Source organism: Eubacterium ramulus (assembly GCF_045002895.1).
Classification (GTDB): Bacteria; Bacillota; Clostridia; order Lachnospirales; family Lachnospiraceae; genus Eubacterium_I; species Eubacterium_I ramulus.
Genome location: NZ_CP173382.1, coordinates 2552228 through 2564629 on the forward strand (window position 1 = coordinate 2552228; position 12402 = coordinate 2564629).

General features: G+C 38.7%; 13 protein-coding genes. 10 read left to right on the top strand and 3 right to left on the bottom strand.

Going from position 1 to position 12402, the window contains the following annotated elements; translation table 11 throughout:
• Positions 1 to 74 precede the first annotated feature (74 nt).
• Positions 75 to 872 (top strand): helix-turn-helix transcriptional regulator, encoded by a 798-nt coding sequence (locus ACIRUQ_RS11980; RefSeq protein ID WP_055289265.1) that lies wholly within the window; start codon positions 75 to 77, stop codon positions 870 to 872.
• Between the two features lie 550 nt (positions 873 to 1422).
• Here ACIRUQ_RS11980 and ACIRUQ_RS11985 read toward each other — a convergent pair.
• Together ACIRUQ_RS11985 and ACIRUQ_RS11990 are read right to left on the bottom strand one after the other, a co-directional pair.
• Positions 1423 to 2718 carry a tyrosine-type recombinase/integrase gene (locus ACIRUQ_RS11985; protein WP_006859611.1) on the bottom strand — a complete coding sequence of 432 codons (1296 nt, stop codon included), beginning with the start codon at positions 2716 to 2718 and terminating at the stop codon, positions 1423 to 1425.
• 86 nt (positions 2719 to 2804) lie between these two features.
• Complete coding sequence (locus ACIRUQ_RS11990) at positions 2805 to 3434, bottom strand: helix-turn-helix domain-containing protein (RefSeq protein WP_015529844.1); 630 nt, start codon at positions 3432 to 3434, stop codon at positions 2805 to 2807.
• Between the two features lie 171 nt (positions 3435 to 3605).
• On the opposite strand from ACIRUQ_RS11990, the gene ACIRUQ_RS11995 reads away from it, so the two are divergent.
• The 9 genes from ACIRUQ_RS11995 to ACIRUQ_RS12035 all read left to right on the top strand — a co-directional run bounded on the left by ACIRUQ_RS11995 (position 3606) and on the right by ACIRUQ_RS12035 (position 11894).
• Complete coding sequence (locus tag ACIRUQ_RS11995; protein WP_004843519.1) at positions 3606 to 3836, top strand: helix-turn-helix domain-containing protein; 231 nt, start codon at positions 3606 to 3608, stop codon at positions 3834 to 3836.
• 140 nt (positions 3837 to 3976) lie between these two features.
• Complete coding sequence (locus tag ACIRUQ_RS12000; protein WP_006859613.1) at positions 3977 to 4291, top strand: hypothetical protein; 315 nt, start codon at positions 3977 to 3979, stop codon at positions 4289 to 4291.
• Positions 4291 to 4662 (top strand): hypothetical protein, encoded by a 372-nt coding sequence (locus ACIRUQ_RS12005; protein WP_015529843.1) that lies wholly within the window; start codon positions 4291 to 4293, stop codon positions 4660 to 4662. Before ACIRUQ_RS12000 ends, ACIRUQ_RS12005 begins: the two co-directional genes overlap by 1 nt.
• The gene (locus ACIRUQ_RS12010) at positions 4619 to 6340 is read left to right on the top strand and encodes a MobA/MobL family protein (RefSeq protein ID WP_055289267.1); all 1722 of its coding nucleotides are present in this window, start codon (positions 4619 to 4621) and stop codon (positions 6338 to 6340) included. The genes ACIRUQ_RS12005 and ACIRUQ_RS12010 overlap by 44 nt, the downstream gene beginning before the upstream one ends.
• Positions 6279 to 7025: a DUF6040 family protein gene (locus tag ACIRUQ_RS12015; RefSeq protein ID WP_006858470.1), complete on the top strand. Its 747-nt coding sequence runs from the start codon at positions 6279 to 6281 to the stop codon at positions 7023 to 7025. The genes ACIRUQ_RS12010 and ACIRUQ_RS12015 overlap by 62 nt, the downstream gene beginning before the upstream one ends.
• A gap of 108 nt (positions 7026 to 7133) precedes the next feature.
• The gene (locus tag ACIRUQ_RS12020) at positions 7134 to 7802 is read left to right on the top strand and encodes a response regulator transcription factor (RefSeq protein WP_006858428.1); all 669 of its coding nucleotides are present in this window, start codon (positions 7134 to 7136) and stop codon (positions 7800 to 7802) included.
• The gene (locus ACIRUQ_RS12025) at positions 7799 to 8812 is read left to right on the top strand and encodes a HAMP domain-containing sensor histidine kinase (RefSeq protein WP_006858429.1); all 1014 of its coding nucleotides are present in this window, start codon (positions 7799 to 7801) and stop codon (positions 8810 to 8812) included. The genes ACIRUQ_RS12020 and ACIRUQ_RS12025 overlap by 4 nt, the downstream gene beginning before the upstream one ends.
• Positions 8813 to 8923: 111 nt before the next feature.
• Complete coding sequence (locus ACIRUQ_RS12030; RefSeq protein ID WP_006858430.1) at positions 8924 to 9691, top strand: ABC transporter ATP-binding protein; 768 nt, start codon at positions 8924 to 8926, stop codon at positions 9689 to 9691.
• Complete coding sequence (locus ACIRUQ_RS12035) at positions 9681 to 11894, top strand: FtsX-like permease family protein (protein WP_006858431.1); 2214 nt, start codon at positions 9681 to 9683, stop codon at positions 11892 to 11894. The genes ACIRUQ_RS12030 and ACIRUQ_RS12035 overlap by 11 nt, the downstream gene beginning before the upstream one ends.
• A gap of 76 nt (positions 11895 to 11970) precedes the next feature.
• Here ACIRUQ_RS12035 and ACIRUQ_RS12040 read toward each other — a convergent pair whose 3' ends face one another.
• On the bottom strand, positions 11971 to 12210 hold the full coding sequence (locus tag ACIRUQ_RS12040) for a DUF6061 family protein (protein WP_006858432.1): 240 nt from the start codon (positions 12208 to 12210) through the stop codon (positions 11971 to 11973).
• Positions 12211 to 12402 lie beyond the last annotated feature (192 nt).

The following is a 12402-nucleotide window of genomic DNA, read 5'->3' on the forward strand; positions in this document are numbered from 1 at the left end:
TAGGGATATAATTGATAAGATAAAATACAAGAAGTCAATTTATACAAAGTCAAAGAAGTCAAGAGGAGATTTGAATGAACGAATTTATATCAAATTCAGGCACACTAATAAATCCTGACAGCGTTTACGATCAGGAAAGATTCATCAATATACTTCAAATCATTTTACAGAAAAAAACACAAAAAGAATTATCTGAACAAACAGGCTTAAATAATGCAACCATTTCACGAATGCTCAACGGTGCCCGATCTGGAAGACCATATAAAAGCACTATTGATAAAATTGCAAAAGCCATTGATGATCCAGAACTTATCCAAGAATTATATGATGCAACGGGATATTCTTCTAAGAAAATACGGGAACGGAAAAAGATAATTGCAGACAATGGATTTTCTCTGGATCTCTCTACTGTTCAGGTGCATGAAAAATTTTTTTCTACCTTAATGCGTGGACTTTCCATGATGACAAGTCTGCATAAAGTTGAATGGACAATAAAATCCGGAACACCCAGATCATACGATTATTTAATTGAATTAAAAGAGGGAAATATAGATTATTGGTATATTAGATATGTAGATAGAATTACTTCTGATGAAGAAAGAAAAAAAGCCTTAACTGCCATTTATGGAGAATTTGCAAAATTGAAATTAGGAGGAAAAATCAAAGTTTCTTGCGCCACTCCTTCTTACGAAGATTATGATTATTTTGTTACAATTCCGCCATATCAATTAAATACAAATGCTTCAATTATACATTTTGATTCTGAACTCGAAAGATTTGCAGACGAAACCTTTTTAGAGACAGCTTTACCACTTAAAGAAAATATTCCTGTTAAGGATTTTTGTAATCTTACCGAACCACTGATACTATAACTTTTTGATTTTATCACAGAGAGAGTTACTTATGGCTCTCTCTTTTTTTACACTTCCTCCTCCCACGTCCCAACTCATTATGGCTAATCATTTTCTAAAGCAAGTATCTCCTAGAGTAACTCAAAATCCCATTTCTGGATTATGATTCTCTGACGTACTTAATGGAGATTACGATTCCCCATACCCTCAATATCACAAAATATCAAATTTTGCTATTAGCTCATAATAAATTTTCGCAGCTATCTGTTTTTGCACTCATAGTTACCAAAAGCTTTTTATAACCATCTGCTTCTACCAGTAACAAAATGTCAATAGTTTTTTAATCACTTTTTCAAAAAAGGCAAAAAAATAGAACGTATAGATTATTTCCATACGCTCTATCTCACATTTCATATTAAATTTTTGAATTCTACAAACTGGAATTTATATAATTATTCCTCTAACTTTCCCTATTTTACAGGCTTTCCCGCCTGTTCATTAGTGAAATGATATGTAGTTTCCCTTATTTTTGCCCTTATGAGATAATCACAAGGGAAATAAGGGAAATTTTTTAGTCATTGCCTACCACTTTATCAAGAAGCCGAACCGATTTTCGTTTCGCATCTCTTGTGGAGTGAGCATAGACGTTCATTGTGGTACTGACATCTGAGTGTCCCAACAATTCCTGTACATCTTTTGGGGCTGCTCCATTTGCTAAAAGGTTGCTTGTATAGGTGTGACGTAACTGGTGGAAATGAAAGCCTTCAAATCCCTCTAATGCTTTTGCCACCTTTCTGCATACCGTCCCCAAAGTAGTCGGAAGTTCCAGACAACCATCCGGTCTTAAGCAGACAAAAGAAATTTCTTTATAATCTGCCGGGACTTCCTGCGTTCTGTCTAAGCAATAATATTCGTAGTACACTCTGTTTTTCTCTTTGACCTCTTTGTAGTAGTTCGTGTGATAAAGTTCTTCGTACTGCATTCGATTTTTTAACTGCTCTTTCCGGGCATTACGGAAAATCTCTACCAGTGTATCTCCAAAATCAACAACCCTTACTTTTTTCCGCTTGGTTGGTCCGATGATATATTTGCGCTTTGAGCCATCATATCGGATGCTGCGTCTTATGGTAAGGCATTGTTCTTCCAGATTTACGTCCTGCCATGCCAAACCACAGGCTTCTCCAATACGAAGCCCGGCATAATAGGCTATCTGGATTGGAAGTATTGCGGCTGGGTTCTTTTTTTGCAGATAAGCAAGCAGTCTTTCATAATCTTCTCGTGAAATTGGTTGGACATTTCCGTCCATATCCTCATCAGAAAACAAATCCACTTCATCCGTCTGATACCGCAGTTTAATATACTGCATAGGATTGAACGTAATATACTGCTTTGGAAATACTGCAAAGCGGAATGATTGCTGCATGACTGCGGAAAAAGAATGGATGTAATCTTTGCTGTAACCCTTTCTCTCTTTTCCATCGGGATGAACTCCCCCGAAGGAAAGCAAATCGAAGAAAGATTGCAAATGTTCAGAGGTTACATTTTTCAGTTTACGTTCTGCCAATGGGTGTTTCTTAATATTTCGGATTGTTCCGAGGTAATTCTCCACCGTACCATTGCTGAGCGTACCTGTTTTTAATTCCTCCTCTGCCCACACATCCAAAAGCTGTCCGACTGTGAGATTATCCGCTTTGGCAACAAATTTCTTTTTCTCATAATCATCCATTGCCTGACGGAGCAGTTTTTCAGTTTCACTTTTGCTTTCTGTTCCAACGCATTCTTTCTGAACAAGATTGCCGCTTGCGTCCTCTACATAGAAGCGGTAGTACCATTTCTTTCCTTTTTTTCTTACAGATCCTTTTGCCATAATCGTATGTCTCCTTTCGATATTAGACAATCGGAACTGATGAAATGCTTCGTGCGTGTAAGTATATCATAACTCCGGTTGTCTTACTATACCGATTCGGAATCTTCGTATAAGACTTCTGATAAAAGATTTGCAAGCCTTTGTTCTGCTGTTTTTGGTTTCTTGGAATAGAGCCTTACAATGTCTGCCATCTCATTAAAAGCATTGATGGTATGAGTGATTTCCCTTAAGAACATAATCTCATTATATTCCTCATTCGATTCAAACCCTATTGTTTTGGCAATATCCGTCTGACCAGCATTTCCCTTGAAGTTTTTGCAGGCGAACTGGAAGGAATCCAAAAACAGACCATATTGTTTTAACATCAGCAGTAATAAATCTTTTGAAAAAGCATCTTCTTCTTTGGTAAGGGCAAGCGGTAACTGTTCCAGAATATCTCCCATCGCATCACGAATCTGTAATTCTCTCTTATCCGTAATGTCGGTTTCATATTCATCTGTTTCCCCTTTGAGCCATTCCACAGATACATGGAGTGCTTCCGAAAGACCTTCCAGCACCATTTTTTTCGTATTGTCAATCGAACCATTCTCATAACGCAGGATTGTAGAAGCGGTAACTCCCATCTTCTCTGCGACATAAGGCTGTGTCAGATTCAATTCCAGACGGCGCTGTTTTATTCTGCTGCCTATCAGCTTGCGTAATTCTTTATCTTTCATGCTGACTGCCTCCTTTTTCGGTATGTATGAATTATAGCATTGTTTTTCCGAAATTGCAATATGCAATGCAATATTTATTTTTGACATTTCGTAACGCTTGACAAAAAGATGTGAAAAGGATATACTTACATCACAGGAATTGCATAATGCAATTTATAAGGAGGTGATTATATGACGCAAAGAAAAATTGCATTATCCATCGAAGAAGCTGCCGACTATACGGGAATCGGCAGAAACACCTTAAGACAGCTTGTAGAATGGAAGAAACTTCCGGTATTAAAGGTTGGTCGTAAAGTCCTGATTAAAACCGATATTCTGGAAATGTTTATGGAAGCGAATGAAGGTCGTGATTTGAGGGATAGAGGAAATGTAAAAGCCGTAACAAGAACTGCGGCAAATTAAAAAGGCGGCTTCCCAAGAAACCGCCAAAGGTTCTATCAGACCGAAGCCATGATATACCTACACGCAAGAAGATTATACCATGTGCTTCTTCTGATACGCAACCAAGAACTTATGTTTGTGAAGGAAAGGAGAATGTAAGAATGGCAAAATCAACAAAAAGTTATGAAGCACGAATGCTTGAAATGGAAAAGAAAGAGCAGGAAAGCCTTGAAAAGGCGAAACGATATGCGGCACAGAAGAAAGAACTTCTGAAGCGAAAGAAAGCCGAAGAAAGTAAAAAACGAACCCATAGGCTCTGTCAGATTGGCGGTGCGGTGGAATCCGTTCTCGGTGCGCCTATTGAGGAAGAAGACATCCCAAAGCTGATTGGTTTTCTGAAAAGGCAGGAAGCCAACGGGAAATTTTTCTCAAAGGCAATGCAGAAAGAAGTCAATACCGATATGGAGGAAGTGTAATGGCGGAGGGGATGAGTTTTTCATTCCCTTCATTGCTTTTTCATGAAGGGCGCACTTATGGACAACCAGAGGTCGTCCCAATAAGTTTGCCACAAGTGGCAACCGGTCTGCGTTCACGCTTGCCGGGCTCGTTCCGTCGGCGGGGCTTTCAGCCAGACCTGCTCATGCCGCAGGAGGCACTCTTCGCCAGAGAGGCGCATTCCATGCAGGCTGCTATGCGCAGGGCACTCTTACGCAGAGGGCGTTCCGGCAATGCTGCTTTTCCTAAAACCGAAAGCAATGTTGCCGGAAATCTATGCCGGATGTGCAGAAAGGAGGAATCCAGACATGGCGATTTTTCATTACACAGTCAAAATAGTCGGACGAAGTAAAGGGAAATCTGTTATCTCCGCTTCCGCATATCTCAATGGGGATGTGATGAAAAACGAGGAAACCGGGAGAATCAGTTATTACACTTCTAAAAAAGAAGTGGTCTACACTCGGCTGATGATGTGTGAAAACGCACCTCCTGAATGGCAGATAGTACCAGAAGAAAATATAAAACGCTTTCAAAAATCTGTCCGATACAAAAGATCAGAAGATAAAGAAGCTGCTTTAGAAAAATTTAAAATCACATTTCAGAAACAAAGGTTATGGAATGAGGTATTGAAGATTGAAAAAAATGCAGATGCCCAACTTGGCAGGTTATTTGAATTTGCCCTTCCCAAAGAATGGAACAGACAGGAACAAATTCAATATACAACTGACTATATTCAAAAAACTTTTGTAGATAGAGGAATGTGTGCTGATTGGAGTATCCACGATAAAGGGGATGGCAACCCCCATGTCCATCTGCTTCTGACTATGCGTCCTTTTAACCCGGATCATTCTTGGGGAAAGAAAGAAGTCAAGGATTGGGATTTTCTCAGAGATAAAAACGGAAATATCGTGATTGATGAATCCCATCCGAACTGGTGGCAGGATAAGAAAAACCCTGACCGTCATGGAATCCGTATCCCTGTATTAGACGAAAACGGAATTCAGAAGATGGGTGCAAGAAACCGCCTGCAATGGAAACGGGTGCTGACCGATGCTACCGGATGGAACAATCCAAAAAATTGTGAACTGTGGCGGAGTGAATGGGCAAAGGTGTGTAATGAACATCTTCCTTTGCATAATCAGGTCGATCACCGTTCTTATGAAAAACAGGGAAAACTCCAGATTCCTACCATCCATGAAGGCGCTGACGCAAGAAAGATTGAACAAAAGTTTCTTGCCGGGCAGGAAATAAAAGGTTCGTGGAAAGTAGCGGAAAATCAAATCATAAAACAACAAAACACGTTATTGCAAAAGATACTGGACACCTTTGGAAAAGTATCGGGTGCATTATCATTATGGAAGGAGCGATTAAATGACATTAGAAGAAAGCCGGGAAATTATACCCTTAATGGAATCCATGATTGGGCAAATCGAAGAACAGCAGACCTTAATGGCAGAAATGATTCTGGAAATGCAGAACCGGGACACCCAACTCTCTCTTATGCAGGAACAGAATCAGAAATTGCAAAAATTAAACAGCGAGTTATCCGAGCTGCTCAACATTTTGCCAAATACCGAGGAACTGCTTTCCAAGATGGAAGAACAGAAAACGAAGATAGAACTTTTGGAAAACGAAAATCAGCAATGGCAGAAATTGGTACAGAAACTGAACAGCGAAAACAGTTTATTACTGAAACAGAACACCGAATTGCTGAACTGGAACAGCAGATAGAGAAAGGACGTGATATAGATGAACGAATCCAGAGAATCAAAGAACGCCGAACAGTTGGAAGAACTTCTCCTCTTGACCGAGGAGATACAAGAAGAACTGGAACAGAAAGACCAGCTTATCGTGGAACTAAAGACGCAGCTCAACGAATCTCTGACCTTGAACGAGAAATTAAACAAAGAGAACAGAGCCGGGAATATTCAAGCATTAAAGAACGACTTGAAGCTAGCAGACAGAGCATTGCGGAACGAGAAAGAGAAGCTGCGAAGCGCAAACGTCACGATAGGGGAATGTCAAGATAAAATACGATGCTTAACACAACAACGGGATTATGCCCGGACACATCAGAAAATCGTAGAGATACCGGTAGAAAAGCCGGTACTCTATGAAAAATGTGAAGCCTGTGACCGGACAGACTATCAGAATGCAAAAGCAAAATACGAAACACAAAAAGAGCGACTTGCAGGACAATATAAAGCAAAAACGGTAATGTTCCAAACAACCTTGTTCCTTCTTGCATGGTATTCGCTGACAACCACTCTTTTTCAGGCAGTACAGTCAGATGTGCTCCTTTCCGATTGCAAATCATTCTTCCATGATGCAGCGTCATTCATACAAACTTTTATCGGTTGGACGATTGAGGTCGGGCAATCTGTGGCACAGATTAGCACAAAAATTCCAAATCCTTTTATAGCCGGAATGGTATATTGGATATTGCTAATATTGATTGTAGGAATATGTGTGGCAGGAACAGGGATACTGGCGATACTGATAGAAATAAAGGTTATAGAATTATATAGGGAAAAGTGTTGGGATGTCATTACTCTACTGATGATACTGACAAGTGCTGCTGTCATCATTTATTTTGGAGAAGCAATCAAAAAAGCACTGTCAGTAAATCTTCTATTGCTTTTTGTACTTTTGCAGGGCGCATATGTTGGACTTAGGTGTTATTTAGAATCGTACCTTGAGAAAAGAAACTATTAAGCATTTTTTACAAAGCTATGTACAAAATCATTCTAAAATTCCCATTCAATAATACGATTGAGAAAACCTCTCTGATACAGTATAATAAAGTGTCAGGGAGGTATCTCTATGAAGGAAAAAATACTAATCATTGAAGATGATTTTACGATACAAACACAGCTTAAAACTCTTTTGTCTGGGAATGGATATGAAGTATTTGCAGTTACGGATTTTTCCAAAACAATAGAGCAGTTAAAAGAAGCTGCGCCACATCTGGTTATTCTGGATATAAAACTTCCGGGGAATAACGGTTTTGAAATATGCTCGGGGATTCGCACCTTTTCAGATATTCCGATTGTATTTGTAACAAGCAGCAATACAGATATGGACGAACTGAACAGCATTATGCTGGGTGGAGATGCGTTTATCACAAAGCCTTATAATCCCGCTATTCTTCTTGCTAAAATTGCTGCATTGTTAAAGAAAGCCTACCGTTCCCCTCAAACAGAAATTTATATGTGGAGAGAAGCTACCCTGCATTTGGAGAGTAGCATGATAGAGTACAAAGGACAGAAAGCAGAATTGACAAAGAATGAATTGAAAATCCTCTACTACCTTTTTAAGAACTCCGGAAAAATCTGTTCCAGAAATGATATTGTGGATTTTCTTTGGGACAATCAGCTTTATGTTGATGATAACGCCCTAAGTGTCAATATTACCCGTATTCGCGACAAACTGGCAGCAATCGGACTTGTAGATTTCATTAAAACAAAACACAGGCAAGGATATACATTATGAGTGGAAAACAATATTTGAAAAATCAACTCCCCGTTATTTTAATCAATCTGCTGGGTATGCTTGTCCTTGCTTTGTTCCTGATTGCAAGCGATAATCCTATCCAAACAGTCCTGTTTATTTTTGCAGTCTGGTCGATTGTCCTTGTTTTATCTTTGCTGGCATTTTATTTCTCACGAAAAAAATATCTGAATAAATTGCTCAATATGACGGAGCAATTAGAAGAACGATATTTATTGCCGGAAATCATGCAAGTGCCGGAAAGGGCTGATGAACAGGTTTTTTACCAGATTATGAAAATGGCTGAAAAATCTATGTTGGAACGGATTGGCGAAGTACAGAGGGAACGCAGGGAATATAAAGAATACATTGAACAATGGATACACGAAGTAAAAACACCAATTACAGCGATGAAGCTGCTGTGTGAGAATAACCGTTCTCCCTTTTCCAGAGAGGTATTGGCAGAGTTAGAGAATATCAACCAATATACAGAACAGGCACTTTACTATGCCCGGAGTGAACACGCTGAAAAAGACTATTCTGTCCGTGAAGTCAATTTATGCGATGTTGTGCATAGTGCAATCGCAGATAATAAGTATCTTTTGCGTCAAAGCAATATGTCAATTCAGATAGACGATATAGAAACAAAAGTTTATACCGATGAAAAATGGGTGCGGTTCATCTTAAATCAGATTATCGGTAATGCAATCAAATACCATGCAGAGCAGCCTATTTTGCACTTTGGGGCAACAAAAACGAATGACAAGATTGTGCTATCTATCAGCGATAATGGGATAGGTATTCCTAAAAGTGATTTACCCCGTATTTTTGAAAAAGGATTTACAGGTCAGAATGGGCGAACCGGGAAAAATTCTACTGGAATTGGCTTATATCTTTGCAAGCGTCTATGTGATAAACTGGGAATAGGGCTTACTGCTTATTCCGAAAACAGAGGAACAACGATTTCACTTATCTTTCAAATGAATGATTTTATTATCGGAGTGCAGGGCTGACAGGTTCTGCACTTCTTACATTTTTGTAAGAACTGTGTAAGAAAACTTGATACAAAAAATGAGATACTCCATTTACAATAAAGATATGGAACAGTTAAGGAGGTTTATCAGATGAATACGATTTTGAAACTGGAACATATCCAGAAATATTATGGCAATGAAGGGAATATTACCAAAGCCATTAAAGACATTAGCTTTTCTGTGGAAGCTGGGGAATTTCTCGGAATTATGGGTGCGTCCGGTTCTGGAAAGACAACGCTGCTCAACTGTATTTCTACGATTGATACCGTAAGTGCAGGGCATATTTTTTTAGATGGAACAGATATAACGGAAATCAAACCAAAATCCCTTGCCCGTTTTCGCAGGGAGAATTTAGGGTTTATATTTCAAGACTTCAATTTGCTGGACACATTGACGATTTCAGAAAATATTGCACTGGCATTAGCAATCAACAAAGTCCCTGCCGGGAGCGTAGAATCCCGCATTTTGGATATAGCCGGAAAGCTGAATATCAGCGATATTCTAAACAAATATCCTTATCAGGTATCCGGCGGACAAAAACAGCGTTGTGCTTGTGCAAGAGCAATTATCAACAACCCGAAGCTCTTACTGGCAGATGAGCCGACAGGGGCATTAGACAGCCATTCCTCACAAATGTTGCTGTCTACCATTCAAAGTATCAATGAACAGCTTAGGGCGACAATTCTTATGGTAACTCATGACGCTTTTACCGCCAGCTATGCCAACCGTATTCTTTTTTTGAAAGACGGAGAAATCTTTATGGAACTGCGCAAGGGCAACGACAGCAGAAGTGCTTTTTTTGATAAAATTCTGAATGTCCTTACCATGATCGGAGGGGGACAAAGCCATGTATGCTAAACTTGTTTTCAGAAATGCAAAACGGTCTGTAAAAGACTATCTGGTCTACATTGTCACAATGACAATCTGTGTTACCTTGTTTTATGCGTTCTTGTCTATTTCCAGTAGTTATTATAGCCCGGATATAGGCAGCGAGTATGATTTTACTCTGTTAAGTGACGGAATGAAAATTGCAATCTGCATGATAACATTGCTGTTGTTATTTTTGATACGGTTCGTCAATCATTATATGCTAAGACGGAAGCAAAAAGAGTTTGCTGTCCAGTCCATTATGGGAATGGAACAAAAAACTATTGGCAGGATTTTCTTTGCAGAAACACTGATTATGGGTATGTTTTCCATTTTGATTGGTATTTTTTGCGGTGTATTTTGCTCTCAATTCATTACCGCAATGCTCCTTACTGCTTATGGAGAGCCTTATGAAATCTCATGGACATTGTTCCCGGACACCGTTTTGCTGACAGTGATATTTTTTGTGGTAAGTTTTTTTGTGGTAGGAGTTTTCAATACACGCACAATCAAAAAAACAAAAATTATTGATATGCTTTCCGCAGAGAAAGAAAATGAGCCAGAATTGAAAAAGAGCCGATTCATTCCTGTCGTAGTAATTCTGTTTTTAATGTTTACTTTATGGGAATTGTTTTCAGGAATACAAAATGTCCGATTTTATTATGACTCCCGCTTTGTTTTCCCGGTGAAAATCATGTATTGGGGAAATATTTTGCTCCCTGTTGTTACATTAGGCTGGGCGGCATTATGGATGTTGAAAAAGAAAAAAATTGCTTTTCAAAAGTTGATTGATGGGCTGCTTATTTGTTCTGTATTGCACGCCTTTTTAGCAGCAAGCGTACCTGCTCTTACCAATCAATACTATTTGCCTTTACATGGTGGAATACTGAATCAATATCTGGTATTTGTATTGATTGATTTGCTCTTCTTTATTTGTGCATTGATTTATCTTGCCAGCAGCTTGATTGTAGCATGGAAAGTAAAATCGCCGGAACATAGATACAAGGGAGAAAACCTGTTCTTTTTCGGGCAAATTATATCAAAACTAAATACAACCAGCAAAACAATGACGCTGATTTGTATAACCCTTGTCCTTGCAATCTTCATGTTTATTGCCGCCCCTATTTTGACGGGCTGGGCTTCAGGTTATTTGGATATGCGCTCTATGTATGATGTGCAGGTATATTCAAGATATAATGACGTATATGAAGAAGAAAATCTGCCGCAAGACAGTTATGAAATCATTACTGAGTTTCTGACAGAACACAAAATAGATACAGTTTATGATTGCACGTTCAATCTATATCTGCCAGAGAAAGACGATTTTCACAACAGACAGAAATATGATTTTCCGATTGTAGCAATTTCTTTGAGTGATTATAACACTATACGGGAAATGCTGGGTTACGAACAGATTTCTCTGGAGGAAGATGAATTTACAACACAATGGAAAGCAATCGCCACCGAGGAAGAACGGGATAGCTTTTTGAAAGAACACACCAGCATTATGACAGACGCAGGAGAATTGACTCTTTCCGGGCAGTCCTATTATGAGGATCCGATTGGAGAAACAGCGTACAATTCCTATACAAATGTATTGTATGTACTTCCAGACAATATTTGTGAAAAGCTGTTGCCAGTAATAAAAAACCGATATATTACAACAACGGAAAATATCTCCTATGAAAATGCAAGGAAACTGGAAAAACTTTTTACAGAGAAATATCCCGAGCAGGCAGAAACCGGGGCTATTTATGGCGTGCGTTTTAGCACACTGCAAATCAATAGTTCCATAGCAAATAACTTTATTTTACAGACTGCAATGATTTATGGTGCTGTCGTACTGATGGTTATATGTCTTACCGTACTTTCTTTGCAACAACTCTTAGACGCAGGACAATATAAATATCGCTTCTCTGTACTCCGAAAATTGGGGGCGGAAGAAAAGCATATCGGAAAACTTATCTTGCAACAATTAAGTGTTTGGTTTGGGCTTCCAATTATCACAGCAATCATTGTAGCTGCTGTTGTAATAGCTTACTTTATCCAAACCATATCAGCAGAAATTTCAGCCTATATTGGGTTTAGTACATTGATGTTACAAATAGGGGCAACAATGGGGATTTTGGTAATTTTATTGATTTGTTACTTCATAAGTACATGGATTATTTTTAGGCGCTCTGTTAATCCATAGAAAATATGTAATTATTGCATTTCGCACATTCTTTAAAGAGGGATAGCACTCTTAATGAACACTATCCCTCTTTCACTTAATAAAGTTCTAATGAATCTTCTGCATCCACCCACATCTGTAAATTGCCCTCAAGATATAATCTTGCATATTCCAAAGGCTCATCCACAGCTAATGAAGTAAGTGCACATTCTGATCCATATGTGGTTTTTAAATCTTTTTCAGCTTCCCAGCAGTCAATGCGAAGCATATATCCAGCACTTGTGTAAACATCAATACTATCGTGATTTATGTTGTATTCTGCATAAATTGTTCTCATCGTATCTTATCTCCATTTTCTTTTGATAATCAGTTATAGAGTTAAATATCGAAAACATTTCAATCAGTTCACCATGTCGTTATTGTTATATGTTATACTGTGTTATGAAATTTTCTTTCCCTTAATTTTTCCCATATTAAGGTTCATGAAAGCTAATGGGAGAATGTAACACAAGGGAAAGAGTAAGGGGAA